Source organism: Wolbachia endosymbiont of Nilaparvata lugens (assembly GCF_007115045.1).
Lineage (GTDB): Bacteria > Pseudomonadota > Alphaproteobacteria > Rickettsiales > Anaplasmataceae > Wolbachia.
The window spans coordinates 551,798-571,189 of sequence record NZ_MUIY01000001.1; the positions used below are offsets into that span (position 1 = coordinate 551,798).

Consider the following 19,392-nt stretch of genomic DNA (forward strand, 5'->3'; position numbering starts at 1 on the left):
TATGTCAATAGATTACAATATTAGCTTAACTGACAATGCATTAAGGAAAATCCACTCCCTTGTAGAACAGGAAGGAGATGAGAGTTCTGTTTTGCGGGTTGCAGTTTCAGGTGGTGGATGCTCTGGCTTCAAGTATAATTTTCTTATGGATCAAATAAATAAGAAGATGTCTTTGGGTGACGATTTTGACGATGATGAAGACGACGATTTTGACGATGACGAAGATAGCGAGGATTATAGAAGCCACTCCAGTTTTAGTGAAAAAGGTAAAGATATAGTAATTAATGATGAGAATGGAAACCCTGTGTTAATGGTTGATAATTGTTCAGCAAAATTTTTAAATAATTCAACTATAGATTATACTGAAGATCTCAGTGGTTCTGGTTTTCAAATCAAGAATGCTCTCGCTAAGTCTCGATGTGGGTGTGGTAACAGTTTCTCGGTCTAATTCTCCCTCTTGGATCTTTTTATAATATGGGTAGTGGTGTAACACTAGAGCTAGCTTCTGTAAGTAAGAGCTTCAAAAAAAGTCCTGCTATTGTAGAAGATATCAATCTGAGTCTTACAAGGGGGCAAGTAGTTGCATTGATTGGTAGTTCGGGATCAGGAAAAACAACTATATTACAAATCGCAGGCCTACTGGATGAGCCAACTTTAGGTGTAGTGACAATAGATGGGGTAAATTGCACGCAAGCCAGCAATAAATATAAAACTCATGTAAGAAGAAATTTTCTTAGCTTTGTTTATCAATTTCACTATTTATTACAAGAGTTATCAGTGTTGGAAAACGTTATGCTTCCTCAGCTTATTGCGAGAAGAAGCAAAGCTGAAGCAAAAAAAAAATCGCAAGCAATATTAGAAAAATTTGGTCTGGAAAGTAAAGCAAGTAGTATGGTATCTGAAATTTCTGGTGGAGAAAGGCAGAGGGTTGCAATTGCAAGAAGCATTGTAAACTCTCCAAAGCTTTTACTTGCAGATGAGCCAACGGGAAATTTAGACCCAACAAATTCTTTGAATGTGTTTTTGCTATTACATTCATATGTAAAGGAAAATAATAGCTCTATGCTTATAGTAACACACAACTATATCCTTGCAGAAAAAGCAGATCACATTTTTCAGTTAAAAAACCGATCATTAGTAAAGTTGTGAATGGAAGAAGCAATACAAAGCTACCTATAACTTGTACTTATTTAACCAATGATCATTAACGGAGTATAATTCGCATGAAATGCCTTCATTGCTTTTTATACACGGACTCTTTAACTTACGCTGTTTACTTAGAAAGCATCCTGACAGCATAAATATCGCTAAAACGAGAAATAATAATTGCCTAAACATAACAAGACTTTTTTTATTTGTATTAATACATTCATTTCTCTCATTTGTAAAGTTAGGCATATTCTTTTACCCTTATCTCTTTTTTAGCTTTCTGAGGAGAAGTAGCTGCACTGTTTAAACGTAGTTTTATATAATTATCTATAATTTGAGCTACTTCCTCTTCTTTATCCCTTAGAAAGTGGTTAGTATCGTCTACTATATGGTATTCCATATGGTTGTTTTTTACCGAATTTATTAACCTTTGTGCTAATTCTGTTACATCGCTTTCTTCTGAAATTGTATCATTATTACTTTGTATTATAAGTCCAGGAACTGGGCAAGGAGAGAGAAAAGAGAAATCGTACTTAGTTGCTGGAAGAGAAAGGGCAACAAAACTTACTATCTCTGGACGGCGCATTGTCAACTGCATAGCTACCCATGCTCCAAAAGAAAAACCGACTATCCAAATTGGAACGTTGTTAGAGTTATGCTCCTGAAGCCAATCAATAGCTACTGCAGCATCAGTTAATTCTCCTATACCCTTATCAAAAGTTCCGGTAGATTTTCCGACGCCACGAAAATTAATTGTCAATGCAGAAAAGTTATTATCGATAAAAGATTCATATATACTATGTATAATCTTACTATCCATACTACCACCATATTGGGGATGGTGATGTAAAATTAGCACAACCGGTGCATTGGCATCTTTGCTTTGATGGTATCTACCTTCTATCTTTTTTGTTGAATTATTTAAAAAGACTTCTACCATGATAACTCCTAATAAAAACCTGTTTTGACAGGGATTGATAATGTAAATTGTTTATTAATTATGTATTAATTTCGCTGTTTTTGCAATAAATTTTTATCGTGTTAAAGTTAACATACATAATTGGTTGATGGTAAGTGACAAATAAGCCTGTGAGTTTATTCTCCCTGGAAGATAGTAGTTACGTGTATGCTGATTATAATGCAACTGCTCCAGTGAGTAAAAATGTAAAAAAAAGTATACTTGAGATTTTGTCAAAACAAACACTAAATCCATCATCGCTGCATAAAAGAGGACAAGAAGCGAGGAAGATTCTTAAAGAGGTAAGAGATAACGTACTTGATGCTCTTAGCATTCCAGATGATAAAGAAATAGTTTTTACGTCTGGTGCAACTGAAGCAAACAACCTCGTCATGAGAGGAATGAAAGGCTATCTGCATGTAATTTCAGCTACAGAGCATCCTTCAATTCTTAATTCTGCATATAATCCACATATAATACCCGTTAATCAAGAGGGTATTGTTGACTTTTTAGAGCTAGAAAAAATTCTAAGCGAACTTGAAGGGAATAAAGTAATAATTTCAGTGATGATAGCTAATAACGAAACTGGAGTTATCCAGCCTGTTAAGGAAATAGCTAAAATGGCACATAAATTCGGGGCAATCTGTCACACTGACGCTGCTCAAAGTGTTGGAAAAATCGAATTAAATATGGAAGATTTAGAAGTGGATTTACTTACTTTATCTGCTCACAAATTTGGTGGTATAGCAGGTAGTGGAGTTTTAATATTTGACAAAAAGCTTGTAATAGAACCTACTATAATAGGTGGTGGGCAAGAAAAAGGATTGCGTGGTGGTACAGAAAATATTGTTGCAATAGTAGGTCTTTCTGCTGCATTGCAAAACATTCCAAACCTTCTATCAAAAATGGATGAAGTAGAGAAGCTGCGTGATCAATTGGAGTGTGAGTTATTAAGTCTTGTCAGTGATATCAAGATCTTTGGCAAAAATTCTAAAAGATTGCCAAATACAAGTTTCATTTATATGCCAAGAGTGAAGAATGATCTGCAGCTCATGCACTTTGACTTAAATAATATTGCAGTCAGCAATGGTTCTGCATGTTCTTCTGGAAAAGTTGGGCCTTCTCATGTTTTGCTTGCAATGGGAGCAACAAAAGAGCAAGCAGAATGTTCAATTAGAATCAGTATAGGTCCAGAGATTAAACCGCGAGACATAGAAAAAATAGTAGATTGTTGGCATAGTATCTATAAGAAGAATGCCTTAGTAAATGCAAAAACCACTTTCACTATTTCTCTTTAATCATGATAAATGGAATGGTGAAAATAGTTTCTATTGGCAAGAATTGTTATAATAGTTATATGCTACTGAAACCCGACTTGCTTATAGTTATGGAAGAAATTCTCTAATTGCACACCACACCATTCAATTGCAATTGCAGTATGTCATTTTATAATTGATAAAAATGCTGTATTGTATTATAATATATCATCAAGAGATAATAAGGAGTTACATATGTCTTATATGAAAAACGAACAGGATATTCGCTCTCAGGGCGTTTATTATAGTACTGGACTCAGGAGTTACCTAACTAAAGTATACAATTATATGGCTTTAGCTTTAGGTGTTACAGGGCTTGTTGCGTTTTTAACAGTGTTTTCTGGTCTTTTCCAGGTGATTTATTCCAATCCTGTTCTATCGCTTGTGGTAATGCTATCTCCAGTTGCATTGGTGTTTTATATGTCTTTTAGGCTTCAACACCTAAGTGCTCAGTCAACACTTACTGTATTTTTTCTATTCTCAGTTTTAATGGGAATTTCTTTATCTCATATCTTTATAATTTATACTGCAGAAAATATAGCGAGAGCATTTTTCATTACATCGATCATGTTTGGTTCTATGGCTTTGTATGGTAATACTACAAAAAAAGATCTGACCAGTATGGGTTCTTTTTTGATTATGGGAATCTGGGGATTAATCATTGCATCTATAGTTAATCTGTTCCTTGGGAGTAGTCCACTCTATTTTGCAATATCATTTGTGTCAGTAATAGTGTTTACTTTAATGACCGCATACGATGCTCAGAGAATTAAAGATGTTTATTATAGGTATAATGATGGCTCAGAGGTTGCAACTACTAAGCTGGCAGTACTTGGTGCAACTAACCTTTATTTTGACTTTATTAACATATTCCTCAATTTACTTAGGTTACTTAACTTATTTAATAATAGGGATTAGGTGTTCCCCTTTGTAAGGAGGGATAGTAAGGGTTCTATAGCTTTCTTTCTAATATCTTTAGTGGTATTGATGCTGTGTCTTGCGTATGCTTCGGTGCCATTGTATAGCATCTTTTGCAAAGCTACTGGATATGGTGGCACAACGAGAAAAGCAACTAATACAACAATAAATGCAACTGACCAAAAAATCAGGATTTACTTCAATGCTGATGTAATGTCCGGTCTGCCTTGGAATTTTAAATCAGAAACTAACTACATTGATACGAATATAGGGCAACAAAGTTTAGTGTTTTATTATGCAGAAAATTTATCTGATCAGCCTTCGCTTGGAATGGCAGTGTATAATGTCACACCTTTTAAAGCAGGTAAGTATTTCAATAAAGTTGCATGCTTCTGCTTTGAAGAACAAATTTTGCAGCCAAAACAAAAAGCAGCTATGCCAGTGTCCTTTTACATAGATCCTGAGATAATGCGTGACAATAGTACAAAAGATTTAAGTGAAATAACACTATCGTATACGTTTTTTAAGCTTAAATAACAAACCTTTTCCTATTGTGATTAAAATAATAGTTATGCAACAGGTCTATTGAATTGAGCAGGAGCTCTTATTTGCTTTTTGCACACTGACTACTTGTGTTTCAGTGTTCGTTGTTGCTAATTCCCATCCTTCATTATTTGCTTCACAAGCATTCCAACATTGAGCCAACTCCTTATTATTTTTTACAGAATCTGGTATTTCTATGTTGGGATTTTTTTCTAATGTATGCTTAATTAGAATCTCACAGCAATTTTTGCGTTCAATTGACTTATCCTTACAATATAATTCAGCAACACACTCTAAAGCAGTGTTTCCATTGTAGTTTTCATCTGGGCTATCATTCACTCCCGCTTTTATGAGAGCCTTTAATATGTCCGGAGAATGGGTCAAAACACAGATATGTAAATATCCTTTTCGTTTTGCACATTAGTTCCTGCTTTTATTAAAACTTGCGCTAGATTTGTTAAAGTGTACGGTTTATAGTTAATGGCGATGGAAAAAAGACTATCTATTGGAAAGCCATCATAATCTTTCAAGTCAAATCTGTGATTAATATCAAATCCTTTTTTCCCAAGAAGTATATAAATATTTACAATAGTCTCCTTTTTTATCTGATTTTTGCATTTTACATTTTAACCTTTCTTTTATTTTTATTATTAGTATCTAAATCGTCATCTTCATCCACTTCACACAACACATTGAATAAAACACCATAAAGCCAAGTTTCTCTGTTTGTCATAATTTGTGCCTCAAAACTATTAACAATACGCTTATGTAGTGTATAAACTCTAAATAACATTTTGCAAAATATTAATTGCTAGATAACATAATTAAAGTTTTTGTCTTACATTTATCATGGTTAGAGCTATACAAATTAAAAAAACTGGGGGGCCAGAAGTATTAGAATTTGTAGATAAGAGCATAGGTGAGCCAAAAGATGAGGAAGTCTTAATACGTCATACAACTATCGGCTTAAATCGTTATGATTTAGAACACAGAAAAGGTACACGCAAAATTAAAGATCTGCCATCAGTACTTGGAGTAGAGGCAGTAGGAGTTGTTGAAAAGCTTGGTAAAAAAATTAGTGATGGACTTAAGGTTGGAGATAGAGTTGGATATTGCACAGCTCCTCCAGGGGCATATTGTGAAAAGCGCATTGTACACCAGAAATATTTGATAAAAATTCCGAATGATATACCTGATGAAGTTGCTGCTGCAGTATTGTTTAAAGGTATGACAGCTCACTATTTAGTTAATCAATCTTATAGAATCAGGCCTGGTGCTTTTGTACTAGTTCATGGAGCTAATGGTGGTTTGGGGCAAATAATATGCCAATGGGCAAAGGATAAAAAAGGTGTAGTGATAGGTTCTATAAGCTCTGACGAAAAAATAAAGATAGCTTTACAAAGTGGCTGCACATACGCAATAAACTACAATGATAAAGACTTCGTTTCTAAAATCATGGAGATTACGAAAAATAGAGGAGTAGGTGCGGTGTATGACCCTATAGGTTACGCTACAAGCAAGCTCTCTTTTGAATCTTTAGGTAAGTTTGGCATATATGTTTCCTATGGGCAGATATCAGGTAATGCTCCTATTAATTTCTCTTTACTTAGTTCGCGTTCGTTATTTGCAGCTGGAACTTCGATATATCACTACAAGCACAATAGACTTACGTTAGTGCTTACTGCAATGGAAATTTTTGAAATGATAAGAAAAAAACTTTTAATTGTACGAATTAATAAAAAATATAAATTTGATGAAATAATAGAGGCTCATCGTGACATGGAAAATAGAAAAATAAGTGGGCTAAATATCATCAAAGTTTCTTAAAATAAATTAGTAACCTAAAATAATTATTCATTAAGTCATATCAACAAGAATTTCATATGGTTAATTCTCTTTTTGGGAAAGTTAAAAGCATACAGCTGAACTGACTGAGATTTTTACCGGACTAGTTTGAAAAACTTGTCATTCTGCTACTCGTTAGTGGCGTGGTAATGCGATGTTTTATCTATAGATATTATGTTCACAGTAGTTTCAAAAGAAGCTGAGTAAATAAGTTATATTTCAAATTAGATTTGGTGTCACATCTAACATTATAAGTATTATCACTTTAATAGTATATGGAGCTGTTATTTTTCTTTTAAATGAATGCTTTTTTCTGTTTTACAATAGTTTTAGAGTTGAGGTTATAGTACTTAGAAAGTTTACATTGCTTTATGAATTGTCTCTGTTGTTCTGATATATCCAGTAATCATAAGTTCTCCTTTAATGGCAGTGTGCTGCAGTAACAAACAAAGTAATGTTTGTGAGAAGCTTTATTGAAGATGAAGGAAGGTCCTTCGAAGTCGGTTTTCAGGAGCAGGTTTCAAACCACCTTAAGTGGCTCTATTTAAGAGATAGGGTCATAAGCGTTAAGGAAAAATCAGCGTAAGAGCTGGAAGGTGTGGATCAGAAAGGCGAACGTAAGTGAACCACTGATGAACGTGTCGAAAAGGGAAGTGAACATCGAAAGGAGGAGTGAGTCGTTCTCCTCTTAATGAGCTTACAAGAAACCTGATTACTGTGTAGGTGGTGTTCGGCATAAAGGTGGCGCGAGTCTGATCTGGGCTTTAATAAGGAACTGCAGGAACCAGTCGATTTGATGAAAAGCGAGATAAGCAAGAGGCTAATCCTCAAGCTTTAGAGTAGCAATGCAAATCACTGGGGCGGATCAACTTGTAGTAGTGAAGAAGTGGTTGTAATGACTATGGAGCGAAGGGGTTGAGCTAGTCGACTTTAGTAAATCATTCAACTTGAAGGAGGATGAAAATGATTGAACGAACAAAGCCTTTTGATATACCGAAATCTCTAGTGTTTTCGGCTTATAAAAAAGTTAAAGAAAACAGAGGAGGAGCAGGTATTGATGATCTAACAATTGAAAAGTTTGATCAAGACTTAAGCAAGAACCTTTACAAGCTATGGAATAGGCTATCTTCTGGTAGTTATTTTCCACCAGCAGTCAAGGCTTGTGATATAATTAAGACAGAAGGAGGAACAAGGACACTTGGGATACCAACTGTTGCCGATCGTATAGCACAGGAAGTGGTGAGAAGTGTTTTAGAACCAGAACTTGAGAAGGTATTTGATGAGGATTCATATGGTTATAGGCCAAATAAGTCAGCATTAGATGCCATAGGAAAAACGAGAAGGCGATGCTTCGACCAAGATTGGTTAATAGAGTTCGACATCAAGGGAATGTTTGACAACATAGACCACAATCTACTGATGAAAGCAGTCAGAAAGCATACCACAAATAAGTGGGTTCTCTTATATATACAAAGATGGCTAAGTGCAGAGATACAGCAAAAAGATGGGACAAAAATAAAGCGTCTCAGTGGGGTGCCGCAAGGGGGTGTAGTAAGTCCTATCTTAAGCAACCTATTTATGCACTACAGCTTTGATATGTGGATGAGAAGAGAATATCCAAGTGTAAAGTGTGCAAGATATGCTGATGATGGTGTTATACATTGTGTAAGCAAGAGTCAAGCACAACTAATTCTTGGTCAACTTGAACAGAGACTGAAGATTTGCAAATTGGAAATAAAACATACGAAGACCAAAATTATCTATTGTCAAGATGGAAAACGAAGGGATAATCATGAGAATGTATCATTTACATTTCTTGGATATGAATTTCGAAAAAGACTTGTACGAAATAGAAAAGATAGTAGTCTGTTTGTAAGCTTTACTCCAACTGTAAGTAAAGAAAGTCTGAACAAGATGAAGAAAGAAATTAGAAGCTGGAAATTTGCTAGAAGAACAAACTTGGAAATAGAAGATATATCACGAATATGTAATCCAATCCTGAGAGGATGGTTTAACTATTACGGGAAGCATCATATAACTGCACTAGATAGCATAATAAGAATGTTTAATAGGAAACTCAGAAAGTGGTTCCAGACAAAGTACAAAAAGCTGAGAGGACACAAAACCAAAGCAGCTAAGGTACTAGAAAGAACTGCAAAGAGCAGACCAAGTCTGTTTGTGCACTGGAAATTGAGTATAGGGTTAGGGCAATGACTAGTGGGAGCCTTATGAAGCGCGAGTTTCACGTAGGGTTCTGGAAGGGGCCAGGAGGGAAGTTCTCCTGGTCTACTCTCCTTTTGTTCTCATGTTTTATATATCATTACACTCTGGGACCATACATATAAGGCTAAAGTTTGCTGAAAGTCAATTAAAATTACTTAATAAATTGACTATATAAACTAAAAATGCTAGTATTATATTATTAATTTTAAGTAAAGGTACATACTATGAGCTATACAAGAGAACAGTTAAAAGAGGCGAGGCAAGCAAAAAGTAACCTAGAAAAGAAAATTGGATAAAACTAGAACTAGCAGCAGGCACAATAGTGATACTAACAATAGCACTAGGAATGGGCGCTGTTACTGGGGCTCTTGCAGGTTTAGCTCTAAGTTATGTTAACTTGCCACCTCTCATTGCAGGTGGAATCATTGGTTCTGCAATGTTATTAGTAGGCTTAATCAAGGCTTGTTTTTTCTCAAAAACTACAAATCTCAAAGATATACCAAAAGGCATGTCCAAAGAACATGAACAAATTTTGAGAGAATATAGCAACAGCGCTGAATATAAAATTAAAAATTATGCAAATACTATCAGTAGTATTGGTGTTTTTTTTGGAGTTGGAGCAGGACTAGTTGCTCTTGGTTTTACATCACCCGCAGCTATAGGTGCTTTAACTTTTGTAGTGAGTGTGATTGCTTGTATTCCTTTAAGTTTCTTAATTAATAAAGCAATTGAGTGCTTTTTTCCAGAAGGAAATAAACAGCCAGGTAGTTCAGTTGACAGCGGTGTGAAAGTTGATGGTACTGGTCATAGTCCTTGTCCTACTAATTAGTCAGTTCTTTCCATCCAAGAATCATTTTATTGACTTGCCTCAGTTTCTCAACAGAAGGCAAGTCTTCTGTGCTGAGTGGTAGACGAACAGTTTTGTGTTTTATGAGCCCAGTATCATGCAAGAGTGCTTTAGTAGGTATTGGATTGCTGGCAGTAAATAGAGCTTTGCAAGCTTGTTGCCAACTGTCTGCTTGAGGGTTCTTGCCACTCATGCATTGCTTAACATATTTATGTACTACACTTGGCCAAACATTGGCAACAACAGAAACTAGACCAGACGCACCCTCAGCAGCCATATCGGATATCATATTATCATCTCCACAAAATACCTCAATATTTGGAGCAACTTTCTTATACTGAGTTAAAGTATCAACAGTTCCACTTGAGTCTTTGATAGCCCAAAATTTTTTATGGTCAGATAAGTTATGTGCAGTTTCAGGATGAAGATTTATTCCCGCTCTTGATGGAATATTGTAAAGCATGGCTGGTACATGTGATTTTTCAAGCAGCTTTTCAAACCATAAAGTCTGTCCCATGATTCCGGGCTTTGTGTAAATGGGAGTTGTCATTAAATAACCATAAATAGGCATATCCTTGCAAAAATCAAGCCATTCAAGAGTCTGATATAGATTCACTCCTGGTACACCAATTATGACTTTCGTATTTAATTTTAGTTTACATACAAATTTAACTAATGTACGCTTTTCATAATCAGTAAGTGATAAACTTTCACCGGTACTACCCAGTAATATTATACCATTTCTAGCTTCAGCTTGTATTGTAAGCAAACACTGCAAGCTTTGGTAATCTATACTATCTCCATTGCAATTAAAAGGAGTAACACAAGCAGTCCATAAAAATGTAGATTTCAATTGAAGTTATTAAAATGGTATTTCATCATCGATTAGTTCGTCTTTTATATCGTTGTCAAAACTTCCGTGTTTATCTTTTTGTTCTGTTTCATTTTGTTTGTATTCACTTGGTTTGTAATCAGAATTTGACATACTGTTTCGTGAATCTAAAAGGGTAAGGGCACTATTAAAGTTATATAGCACTACCTCTGTCGTATACCTTTCACTACCATTTTGGTCAGTCCATTTTCTAGTTCTCAGAGAGCCTTCAACGTACACTTTACTACCTTTCCGTGCAAAGTCTTTAACAATTTTTACTAGTCCTTCACTAAAAATTACAATATTATGCCATTCTGTCTTTTCAGAGCGAGTACCAGAAAATTTGTCAGTCCAACTTTCAGACGTGGCTATCGAAAAACTTGCCATCTCTTTTCCATTTTGTGTAGTCCTAATTTCAGGATCTTTTCCTAAATTACCAACTAATATGACTTTATTTATAGTACCACTGGACATAATTATGCTTTAAAATAAATCTTTTTATTATCTTATGTGAGAGTATTATTGTCAAATTTAATTAAAAACGCGCTTGGAGGGATTCGAACCCACGACCTTTGCCTCCGGAGGGCAACGCTCTATCCAACTGAGCTACAAACGCAGATATATTAGATTATTTAATAGATAAACTATCTAAATCAAATTTTTGTTCTGGATAAAGCGTAAACATAATACCTCCATGTCCAAAATGTATATTTTTAGAATTGCTTATCCGTTCTTTTGTTATCTTTTGGTCTACAGCCCATGAAAAAGTTACATAATTTTCAGTTACTGATTGCACTTTTAAATCCTTAGTATTTATGAACAACTTTCCATTTACCCATATTTTCCATGTATCGGGGGAAAAGTATAAAATTGAATCTAAACTGACTACTTTACAATTGAAATTTTCTTCCTCTGTAACTCCTGAAGACTGTAAGTTAAACTTTTCCATCTCACTAACTATTCTATTAACCTGCTCTTCATCAAAAAAAATGCTTTTTATGTTACCATATTGCGATAAAGTACTCTCTGCTGCCTCTTTTATTATATCGTCTCGATCTATATAATAATTGTTGATAAAAAAACACTCCTTCGCACGCAAATTTGCTATATCAATAAAGTCATTTATTTCTTGATTTCCAACTTTTAAAATACTTTTTAAGTACTTCTTTTCTATAATCATTCCATTATTGGAATGATGACAGACCATTTCATCATTGCCTTGTCTTTCTATATAGACACATAAATTTTCACTATTTAACCCTAATATTTTATGCTCAATAAAATCTTCATTACTAATATGCTGTTGGCAAGAATATTTTTTACAAATCCCTATATTTTCTACAAGATCTTCGCAATTGCAATATGCACTAACATTAAAAAATAGCAGCGTAAAAATAAAAAACAACTTTATATTCATTTACTTAATATGGTATACCAATCAAAAACTATACTAGCTCTCACTATCTCTATCATATTACCACTTAAAATCTGGTTTATAATTGCAGCATCTATATTTCTCTGCTTATTCAAGGTAAGAGATCTGATCATAACATAACCAGGCAGATTTGGAATAGACTGTAGAAAGAAAAAAATATGCTTATCGCTAATTGAGCTTAAACTTAGAACCACTTCACTTCTTATTACTTTTGTGCGTTCATTTTTACTGTGGAATCCGGCTTCTTTAGGTATAGAAATTGATATTTCAGGTTCTAATATGTAGTATCTTTTATATAGCTTGTTAAGCTCAAAATTTAAATTTGCAATATATCTACTACTATGCAAATTTGAAGAAGAAATTCTTTTCCATAAATCTAGATTTTTATTTAGAATAACTTCCTTTTTTTGAATTTCAGTAATCTGTAAGTTAATAGAACGTATTTCCTCGATCGCAACTTGATTTTTATTATAAACCTTCTTGTTATAGATAATAAAGCACGTTGATAACCCTATTAATACAATAGATAACGATAAGTAAGATATAAAATGAATTGCGGCTTTTCTTTTTAATTGAGAGATAATCATCAGTTTACATTGCCTCTCCTATTTCAATATCAATAGATAGATTTTTCTCTTTAGTAGTAGGTAAGCTAGAAATACTAACATCATGGGTACGAAAATTATCGTTTAAGTTTTCCTGTAGTTTCTCGTATTGATAAGAAATGTCTTTACCAGATTGAAAATTAAACCTTAAAGTTGTGGTAATATAACTTTTTGCCTCATTATAATTCCACTCAAATAATTGAAGCTCTACACCTGATACTTTTAACTTTTCTACATACTTAACTTGCGTGAGAGGAGAGTACTCTATTTTTGCTAAAATATTATTTATATTAATAAAATCATAAACTTCATCTATCTTTTTTACATTATAGCTTTGACTAAGTTTTGCTAGTTTATTATTTAAAATGCTCTGTCTCGCAGATAAATTATCAGCAATATTGAAATTAGAATACAAATTTCGCAAACAAAAGGTGTTAACTATAACTAGAACCAAGACAAGGTATAGAAAAAATTGAGGAGAATTTAAATAAAGATAATTAAATAGATAAAATTCTTTAGTTTCTTTTGTATTAAAAATATTTATTGGCTTATCCTTAAAGCTATGGAACAAAATTATAGTATCACAAAAGCTATCTTTTTCGCTTATAGCTAATTCTGTTCCCAATATTTTACCTAGCTCATATGGAGTCAATATGTTCACACTATTCTCTGAAAAATTTATAACTGATAAACTAGATTTAATAGCTTCTGATACTATAATGCAGAGGTCAACAGGGTCATTTTTTTCAAATCCAAACTTAGTTAAAGATTGAATTGTATTTTTCACTTCCTGATATATTTCACCAGCAATGATTCCTGGTAAATTATCATTAGTAAATGGTATTAAACGTGTAAATATCATTTTGTTCTCTTTAAGAACCACTTGTCTATAGCCACCTGTTTTAGTTGCAGCAACTATAATTTTCCAGTTACTAGGATCTTTATGTAGAATCTTTTTTGCTATACTGACTAGTTCTATAGGAAACATTAATATTCCTTTAAAGTTAGATCCTATTTCAACAAACACGTCCAACCAATATTCTATTAGATGATTTGCTTTTGATGAAACAAGTAGATACCACCAGTTTTGATTAAATTTATTCGGCTTTTCGACCAAGAGAATAGAATTTATATCGTTATTATGAGCAAAATGCTCTACTTTTGTTTTTGCTGATAGATAAGCACTAATCCTATTTACTCTTGGGATAGACTGTAGCAAATAGTTCTGATCAGTGTGATTGAGAACCAGATATAAGGGTGCTTTTTTATCTGATGAGAGACATGAAATTAAGTCAGAAACAACTTTATTATTTTTGTCCTTAGCAAAATATCTTTTATTTAAAGTATCATTTTTAAAATATAGTAACATTGTGCCTTCTTTTCCTATAGAAAGCATAAACTTACTTTTGGGTTTTGACCCAAACATATTAACAAAGTGTATACTCATCTAGAATTAAAAAGGTAATTTATTGAAATTCATTAAACATTAGATGACAATATTACTTATATTATAAGTTTTTGATAAAATTAGTAGTAATATTAACCCTTTTGTATGATGAAGGTTTTTTATATTTGTGCTAGACACAACTTAACCTGACAAACGAGGATTAATTATATCTCAGCTTGATATTTTATTCTCCAACAGACTGAAAATTGAATTGAGCTAAAGACTTGATTTGACGCACGTTGTTGCACATTACCATTTAGTATACTTGAACTGAACATTTTCAGTGAATCCATCTGGCATGACTGAAACTTTTGTATTCATATTTATTTTTAAGTAATTTACTAGCTCATCAACTAATATATCAGGAGCAGAAGCACCTGCAGTAATTCCTATTTTTTCTGCGCCCTGCAACCAATTTTTGTTCATACATTTATAATTATCAATCAAATAGGCTCTTTTTCCTGTGGAAATGCACAGGTCTAATAAACGGTTTGAATTTGAACTGTTTTTGCTTCCTACAATTAACACTACGTCTGTAATTTTAGCCAATTTTTTAACAGCGTTCTGCCTATTTTGTGTTGCATAGCATATATCTTTTAAGTCGGGGCCTGTAATGCTTGGAAATCTGAGCTTCAGTGTAGCAATAATTTCTTTGGTATCGTCAATACTTAACGTGGTTTGTGTTACATAAGATAAATTATCTGGATCTTTGATTTGTAAATTGTATACGTCTTGCATAGTTTGCACTAGAGATATAGGATTACTTACTCTTCCTATAATTCCTTTAACTTCTGGATGATTTGCATGTCCAATTAGAATTAATTCTTTACCACTATCCTCATACCTTTTTGCTTCTTTATGTACTTTGCTAACTAGTGGACATGTTGCATCAATTACTTGAACACCCTTTCTTTTTGCCTCATCCTCTATGCTTTTCGATACTCCATGTGCGCTAAAGATCAATATTCCTCTATTGTCTTTAATGTCTTCTATGCTGCTTACAAAAACCACTCCTTGTTTCTTGAAGTCCTCTACTATATACTTATTATGAACGATTTCGTGTAGTACATAAACTTGGCGTTCATTTTTGTATTTCTCTAAAGTAATTGCTAATATGTCTACAGCTCTTTTAACTCCTGCACAGAAACCACGTGGTTCAGCTAAGATAATCTCCATTTTTTAAGTAAGTATGTAAACATTGCTAAAAAGTAAGCTCCGCTCACTATGTTTCATATCATAGCTGCTTTACTATAATTTCAAATTTATCATTACCAAGATTCTTATTAATATACCAGGAACCGTCATCTTTAATTACAAATTCAGGATCCTTGAGGTCTCTTGTTATTGTCCTTCCATCTTGGTCATCCATGGCAATATGGATATCGAATGTAATGATGTCTAGATTTACTATAGCTTTTTTTTCACTGTCTGAATTTAGACTAAACTTGCCTAACATGACATCATTAAAACTCACTTTTCCTTCATAAGTATCACACTGACCATCTATACAACACTCACTTTCAATATAAAAAAGATCTGACATATTTACATCTATAAAAAAAGAACTAAACTTACATACTAAATATAGCTTGCCCTTAATAAGCAATTACAGATTACTTTGGCTATAACAATAATGCAACTGGAAGTATAACATAATTAACTGTATAAGAAACTACACTTTAGAGAAACGGTTGTTTGGTTTTTTTATTAATTTTTTTCACCATGCTGTCAATCATGTGTTTTATTCCTTGATATACAGAGTATGTACTTTCATCACTACGCATATAAGCAGAACAGGAAAATATATTATACTTCTCGTCTTCTATTGATAGCTTTGTATCGCATGTTATATGTTCGCCGCCGAGCTTCTCTATCAACTGGTCTTTGTCGTCTCCTATAGTTACCTTAATCTTACTTTCTTCTTTACCTATCTTGCTACTTAAAATTAAAACAATAATGGCTGGAGATATACATATAGTTCCTATTGGCTTTTTTGCAACAAAGAACTCTGAGACTAATCTTTCAAACTCAGGCATTACTGTTTTATTTTCAGCTAAGTCAGATAAATTTTTCGCAACTCCATATCCACCAGGTACGACTAGCATGTCAAAATTTTCAGCTTTAGCTTCTCTTAAATCATTTATCTCACCTCTTGCAATTCTTGCTGATTCTACAAGTACATTCCTTTTTTCTTTTACCGCCTCTTTTGTTTTGTGGTTCATAACTTGTGTAATATCAACATCAGGAGCAAAGCACGTGACTTCAACTTCCTGCTGATCAAATACAAGCAGAGTTAAGACTGCTTCTCTCACCTCTGTACCGTCGAGGTGGCCGCATCCTGATAAAACCACAGCAGCTCTTAATTTTTTCTCACCCATAAAATACCTTGATTTCATATAATCTAGGTATTGTAATATAAATTCCATATTTGGAAAGGAGTAATTATTTTATGTTAATTATAATATAATTAATAATTAGTATGTATAATTAGGCATATTTATAATTGATGGGAATTGAATATGGTACAAGGTGGTACAGCAAATCCAACCAATTCGGACGGGTTCATTGAAAATGTAGTAAGATATATTAGTGAAAAAGAAGATTTGTTACAAAAATTGCAGGATCAATTAACACTGAAAGGCTTTGAAAAAAAAGGTGAAACTTTTAATGAATCAACCATCAAACATGTGTCTCAATTGCTGGTGCAAAATCCAGATCTTTTGAAGGTCACAATAGATATTGTAAAGGATCATCTTGAGAAAGACGATAATCAATTAAAAACACTTCTTGAACAAGTAAATAAAGTAAAAGGCATGGAGAAAGAGCTTGAAACTTTAGGCAATCAACTGTTAGCTCAAGGATTGATAAGTGGAGCAGCAGTGACAACACTAACAGGTGCACTAGCAGGTTTATTAACAGTAGGAGGAGTGACCGGTGCATTAATTGTTGGTGGGGCAGCATTCTTAGAGCCTGTTCATAATCTTTTCAGAAGCAAAGCAGCGAAAGCAAGAACGACCATTTGCAGGCTAGTGTTGAGTTTCCGCTCGCAATTTTTCCACAATCGCCTACATTTTTGCAACCAAGCAAAAGATCTCTCAACAACCCATCTTTTCGGCAATACGACAAAGGTGTGTAATTCGTTTCGCTTTATTACTTCAACGGTAGCGCCAATAGTTGCTTTTATTTGTGTTGCAAAATTTTCTCCTGTGTAGCCAGCATCAACTAGTATATTTTTAACTTCAGATAGGTTTTCTTTAGCATTTTTAACCATTCTCACAGCGCTACTACGATCAGTTATTTCTGCCGTTGTTATATAAATTGCGTGGGGTAAACCTTGCGTATCTAACGCAATATGGCGTTTTATTCCTGAAACTTTTTGCCTGCATCATAGCCTTTTTCTTCAGCAGTATCTGCATTTTTTACGCTTTGTGCATCAATTATGCAGAAGCTGGTTTTTTCTTTCCGACCATTGTTTTGTCGGACCACGCCAACTATTTTTTTTTAATACCAGCTCCAGAACACTTTCTTTATTTGCATCTGCTTTTTCACTCCACTTCTTAAAATAGTCGTAACAATTCCGCCATTTTGGAAACTCTTTTGGTAACATTCTCCACTGGCAGCCACTTTTTAAGACGTATAATACTCCACAAAATACATCATATAAATCAAGTGTTCTTGGCTTTGTTCTCTTCCTGCAAGACTCCAGATCTGCTACAATAATCTCAAACTTTTCTCGACTTATATCACTTGGATATAAATTTCGCATATCCTACTTTATATACTTTATCCTCTCATTCTATCCTTTTTTTGAGATCACGTACAGGTTCTTAGGGTTTGTAGCACTAGTTGCTATAGCTGCTATTGGTTATCTTATATATCAGAATAGAGGTGAGATAAAAGAAGGTGCGGTTGAAGCAGGAAAAGCAGTGAAAAGTTTTGTGAAAGATGTGATCGATAAATTACCTACAATTCAAGCAAGAGAGAATAATTTTGGAAAGTTAATAAGCAATTTGACAAAACAGGGTCTTAAAGCTACTGGAGAAGAAAGAACAACTCTTAATAATAAAGTAAAAATAATAGAAATGCTCCGAAATGAAGAGCAGCGATCTGCTATACAAGAGTTAGTAAAGAATGGAACTATTCAAACATTTTCAGAAGATAATATGAGTAGACTTCTGAACAAAGGTCTTAGTACTCATCTAGATGATCAAGGAGCACTTGAGGAACTTATGAATGACTTTCAATCTGCAATTATGTTCATTGGTAGTGACATAGAAGATGTAGAAAAAAAGGTTAACGAGAAAGTTGAAGCAATGAAGCCAAGTTCTGAATTAGGTATTCCAAGTCCTGAACGAGCGAGTGGAGAAGGAATCATAGGATCGAGTGGACTGAGTTGATACATTTGAGGAGCGTTTTGATGTGAAAATTACTATCGAAAGGGTGGCACGCTACTTTTTGGGAGTGTTCAAACCGGATTTTTAGTTCAACTCAATTTTTAATCTATTAGGAAAGAAAATATTGAGCTGAGAGATAGTTAAAAGGCAAAGCTGTAGTCCATTTTGCTCTGTCTTTTTATAGCACAATATACCAACTTGTACAAGCTGGTAAATGAACCTTTGATTTTAGCAAATTTTCTTCCTCGATAGAATTAGTGGAGCCGCCTAACTGGCCCTGAATACTAGACAAATTTTTCCAATTGTTTTGCCACGATTTTATGACCAAAGGATATTTTTCACCCATCAGCTCAAGCAAATAATTTTCAGCGATTTCTCTGCTTGAAGCCTGATATACTTTCTTCAGATCACTTATGAAAGTTTTTGCTGCTTCAGTAAGTTTCTTATCTGATGTACTATACATTTCTGCTTTAGCTATTTATAACGCAGGAAAACTTTTTAACACATGCAATCAGAATACCCTCTACTCCTCTCTCTTTTAGGTCGTTTAACACTTCTAACCAGAACCTCACTTTCAGCTTTTTCTTGCTTTACCATATCTCTTCCCCTCTTGTCTCTATCTTTATGTATTAAGCTATATAACTCAAAATCTTGATAAAATGCAGAAAAGTTTTTTTAATTTCAGCTCCATCCTCGAAGAGTTAGAAAATAACTTTAAGCAAGTTAGTCAGAATTTTTCTGACGTAAAGGAGCAAGTTTTAAATTTAGCTGTCAACTCTGAAGATTTGGCAGGCAAGTTTCTTAATTATCACCCGAATATGTGCATAGTATAAAATTAGCT

At 33.8% G+C, this 19,392-nt stretch carries 21 protein-coding genes, 1 tRNA gene and 2 pseudogenes; 10 read left to right on the forward strand and 14 right to left on the reverse strand.

The window, feature by feature from the left end; genetic code table 11:
* Position 1 precedes the first annotated feature (1 nt).
* On the forward strand, positions 2-448 hold the full coding sequence (locus BWZ41_RS02800; protein ID WP_143689337.1) for a HesB/IscA family protein: 447 nt from the start codon (positions 2-4) through the stop codon (positions 446-448).
* A gap of 26 nt (positions 449-474) precedes the next feature.
* On the forward strand, positions 475-1,149 hold the full coding sequence (locus BWZ41_RS02805) for an ABC transporter ATP-binding protein (RefSeq protein ID WP_143689338.1): 675 nt from the start codon (positions 475-477) through the stop codon (positions 1,147-1,149).
* A 241-nt stretch (positions 1,150-1,390) separates the two neighbouring features.
* Here the strand turns inward: BWZ41_RS02805 and BWZ41_RS02815 are convergent, their stop codons facing one another.
* Positions 1,391-2,089, reverse strand: a complete 699-nt coding sequence (locus BWZ41_RS02815; RefSeq protein ID WP_143689340.1) for an alpha/beta hydrolase — start codon at positions 2,087-2,089, stop codon at positions 1,391-1,393.
* 134 nt (positions 2,090-2,223) lie between these two features.
* On the opposite strand from BWZ41_RS02815, the gene BWZ41_RS02820 reads away from it, so the two are divergent.
* From BWZ41_RS02820 to BWZ41_RS02830, 3 genes are all read left to right on the forward strand, one after another.
* Complete coding sequence (locus BWZ41_RS02820; protein WP_143689341.1) at positions 2,224-3,405, forward strand: cysteine desulfurase family protein; 1,182 nt, start codon at positions 2,224-2,226, stop codon at positions 3,403-3,405.
* 213 nt (positions 3,406-3,618) lie between these two features.
* On the forward strand, positions 3,619-4,341 hold the full coding sequence (locus BWZ41_RS02825) for a Bax inhibitor-1/YccA family protein (protein ID WP_143689342.1): 723 nt from the start codon (positions 3,619-3,621) through the stop codon (positions 4,339-4,341).
* The gene (locus BWZ41_RS02830; protein WP_017531930.1) at positions 4,342-4,878 is read left to right on the forward strand and encodes a cytochrome c oxidase assembly protein; all 537 of its coding nucleotides are present in this window, start codon (positions 4,342-4,344) and stop codon (positions 4,876-4,878) included.
* A 45-nt stretch (positions 4,879-4,923) separates the two neighbouring features.
* Here BWZ41_RS02830 and BWZ41_RS07845 read toward each other — a convergent pair whose 3' ends face one another.
* On the reverse strand, positions 4,924-5,268 hold the full coding sequence (locus BWZ41_RS07845; RefSeq protein ID WP_241653870.1) for a hypothetical protein: 345 nt from the start codon (positions 5,266-5,268) through the stop codon (positions 4,924-4,926).
* Positions 5,265-5,414: a hypothetical protein gene (locus tag BWZ41_RS07850; protein ID WP_241653871.1), complete on the reverse strand. Its 150-nt coding sequence runs from the start codon at positions 5,412-5,414 to the stop codon at positions 5,265-5,267. The genes BWZ41_RS07845 and BWZ41_RS07850 overlap by 4 nt, the downstream gene beginning before the upstream one ends.
* A 319-nt stretch (positions 5,415-5,733) precedes the next feature.
* Between BWZ41_RS07850 and BWZ41_RS02840 the strand changes: the two genes are divergently transcribed.
* The 3 genes from BWZ41_RS02840 (at position 5,734) to BWZ41_RS02850 (ending at position 9,781) form a co-directional block, all read left to right on the forward strand.
* Positions 5,734-6,711: a quinone oxidoreductase family protein gene (locus tag BWZ41_RS02840; protein WP_143689343.1), complete on the forward strand. Its 978-nt coding sequence runs from the start codon at positions 5,734-5,736 to the stop codon at positions 6,709-6,711.
* Between the two features lie 975 nt (positions 6,712-7,686).
* A complete protein-coding gene (ltrA, locus tag BWZ41_RS02845) occupies positions 7,687-8,943 on the forward strand; it encodes a group II intron reverse transcriptase/maturase (RefSeq protein WP_177429443.1) in 1,257 nt (418 codons plus the stop codon).
* 331 nt (positions 8,944-9,274) lie between these two features.
* The gene (locus BWZ41_RS02850; protein WP_241653872.1) at positions 9,275-9,781 is read left to right on the forward strand and encodes a hypothetical protein; all 507 of its coding nucleotides are present in this window, start codon (positions 9,275-9,277) and stop codon (positions 9,779-9,781) included.
* On the opposite strand, the gene dapA is transcribed toward BWZ41_RS02850, so the two are convergent.
* The 10 genes and pseudogenes from dapA to BWZ41_RS02905 all read right to left on the reverse strand — a co-directional run bounded on the left by dapA (position 9,774) and on the right by BWZ41_RS02905 (position 17,923).
* Positions 9,774-10,652 carry a 4-hydroxy-tetrahydrodipicolinate synthase gene (gene dapA / locus BWZ41_RS02855; RefSeq protein WP_143689344.1) on the reverse strand — a complete coding sequence of 293 codons (879 nt, stop codon included), beginning with the start codon at positions 10,650-10,652 and terminating at the stop codon, positions 9,774-9,776. The two genes, BWZ41_RS02850 and dapA, sit on opposite strands and share 8 nt — an antisense overlap.
* A gap of 9 nt (positions 10,653-10,661) precedes the next feature.
* A complete protein-coding gene (gene ssb / locus BWZ41_RS02860) occupies positions 10,662-11,144 on the reverse strand; it encodes a single-stranded DNA-binding protein (RefSeq protein ID WP_006014313.1) in 483 nt (160 codons plus the stop codon).
* A gap of 68 nt (positions 11,145-11,212) precedes the next feature.
* Positions 11,213-11,286: transfer RNA gene (locus BWZ41_RS02865), tRNA-Arg, on the reverse strand.
* 12 nt (positions 11,287-11,298) lie between these two features.
* Positions 11,299-12,087, reverse strand: coding sequence for a hypothetical protein (locus BWZ41_RS02870; protein WP_143689345.1), 789 nt, complete (start codon positions 12,085-12,087; stop codon positions 11,299-11,301).
* A complete protein-coding gene (locus tag BWZ41_RS02875) occupies positions 12,084-12,692 on the reverse strand; it encodes a hypothetical protein (protein ID WP_143689346.1) in 609 nt (202 codons plus the stop codon). Before BWZ41_RS02875 ends, BWZ41_RS02870 begins: the two co-directional genes overlap by 4 nt.
* Before the next feature lie 4 nt (positions 12,693-12,696).
* Positions 12,697-14,157: a hypothetical protein gene (locus tag BWZ41_RS02880; protein WP_143689347.1), complete on the reverse strand. Its 1,461-nt coding sequence runs from the start codon at positions 14,155-14,157 to the stop codon at positions 12,697-12,699.
* 249 nt (positions 14,158-14,406) lie between these two features.
* Positions 14,407-15,333, reverse strand: a complete 927-nt coding sequence (ispH, locus tag BWZ41_RS02885; protein ID WP_143689348.1) for a 4-hydroxy-3-methylbut-2-enyl diphosphate reductase — start codon at positions 15,331-15,333, stop codon at positions 14,407-14,409.
* Between the two features lie 58 nt (positions 15,334-15,391).
* Positions 15,392-15,700 carry a hypothetical protein gene (locus BWZ41_RS02890; RefSeq protein ID WP_143689349.1) on the reverse strand — a complete coding sequence of 103 codons (309 nt, stop codon included), beginning with the start codon at positions 15,698-15,700 and terminating at the stop codon, positions 15,392-15,394.
* A gap of 136 nt (positions 15,701-15,836) precedes the next feature.
* Positions 15,837-16,535: an isoprenoid biosynthesis glyoxalase ElbB gene (gene elbB / locus BWZ41_RS02895; RefSeq protein WP_143689350.1), complete on the reverse strand. Its 699-nt coding sequence runs from the start codon at positions 16,533-16,535 to the stop codon at positions 15,837-15,839.
* Positions 16,536-17,131: 596 nt separating this feature from the next.
* Positions 17,132-17,923 (reverse strand): annotated as a pseudogene (locus BWZ41_RS02905) (IS5 family transposase).
* 160 nt (positions 17,924-18,083) lie between these two features.
* Between BWZ41_RS02905 and BWZ41_RS02910 the strand changes: the two are divergent.
* Positions 18,084-18,554 (forward strand): hypothetical protein, encoded by a 471-nt coding sequence (locus BWZ41_RS02910; RefSeq protein ID WP_143689351.1) that lies wholly within the window; start codon positions 18,084-18,086, stop codon positions 18,552-18,554.
* Positions 18,555-18,635: 81 nt separating this feature from the next.
* Here the strand turns inward: BWZ41_RS02910 and BWZ41_RS02915 are convergent.
* Positions 18,636-19,117, reverse strand: a pseudogene (locus BWZ41_RS02915) (transposase); the annotation flags it as partial.
* Positions 19,118-19,210: 93 nt separating this feature from the next.
* On the opposite strand from BWZ41_RS02915, the gene BWZ41_RS07660 reads away from it, so the two are divergent.
* Entirely contained in the window at positions 19,211-19,384 is a 174-nt protein-coding gene (locus tag BWZ41_RS07660; RefSeq protein ID WP_206663876.1) for a hypothetical protein, read from the forward strand.
* The last annotated feature ends 8 nt before the right edge of the window (positions 19,385-19,392 follow it).

Excerpts from the sequence above, each read along its gene's own strand:
- ispH (WP_143689348.1), bottom strand. The coding sequence starts at position 15,333 with ATGGAGATTATCTTAGCTGAACCACGTGGTTTCTGTGCAGGAGTTAAA.
- BWZ41_RS02815 (WP_143689340.1), bottom strand. The coding sequence starts at position 2,089 with ATGGTAGAAGTCTTTTTAAATAATTCAACAAAAAAGATAGAAGGTAGA.
- BWZ41_RS07660 (WP_206663876.1), top strand. The coding sequence starts at position 19,211 with ATGCAGAAAAGTTTTTTTAATTTCAGCTCCATCCTCGAAGAGTTAGAA.
- elbB (WP_143689350.1), bottom strand. The coding sequence starts at position 16,535 with ATGGGTGAGAAAAAATTAAGAGCTGCTGTGGTTTTATCAGGATGCGGC.
- BWZ41_RS02805 (WP_143689338.1), top strand. The coding sequence starts at position 475 with ATGGGTAGTGGTGTAACACTAGAGCTAGCTTCTGTAAGTAAGAGCTTC.
- BWZ41_RS02870 (WP_143689345.1), bottom strand. The coding sequence starts at position 12,087 with ATGAATATAAAGTTGTTTTTTATTTTTACGCTGCTATTTTTTAATGTT.
- BWZ41_RS02875 (WP_143689346.1), bottom strand. The coding sequence starts at position 12,692 with ATGATTATCTCTCAATTAAAAAGAAAAGCCGCAATTCATTTTATATCT.
- ssb (WP_006014313.1), bottom strand. The coding sequence starts at position 11,144 with ATGTCCAGTGGTACTATAAATAAAGTCATATTAGTTGGTAATTTAGGA.
- BWZ41_RS02880 (WP_143689347.1), bottom strand. The coding sequence starts at position 14,157 with ATGAGTATACACTTTGTTAATATGTTTGGGTCAAAACCCAAAAGTAAG.
- BWZ41_RS02825 (WP_143689342.1), top strand. The coding sequence starts at position 3,619 with ATGTCTTATATGAAAAACGAACAGGATATTCGCTCTCAGGGCGTTTAT.
- BWZ41_RS02840 (WP_143689343.1), top strand. The coding sequence starts at position 5,734 with ATGGTTAGAGCTATACAAATTAAAAAAACTGGGGGGCCAGAAGTATTA.
- BWZ41_RS02800 (WP_143689337.1), top strand. The coding sequence starts at position 2 with ATGTCAATAGATTACAATATTAGCTTAACTGACAATGCATTAAGGAAA.
- ltrA (WP_177429443.1), top strand. The coding sequence starts at position 7,687 with ATGAAAATGATTGAACGAACAAAGCCTTTTGATATACCGAAATCTCTA.
- BWZ41_RS02890 (WP_143689349.1), bottom strand. The coding sequence starts at position 15,700 with ATGTCAGATCTTTTTTATATTGAAAGTGAGTGTTGTATAGATGGTCAG.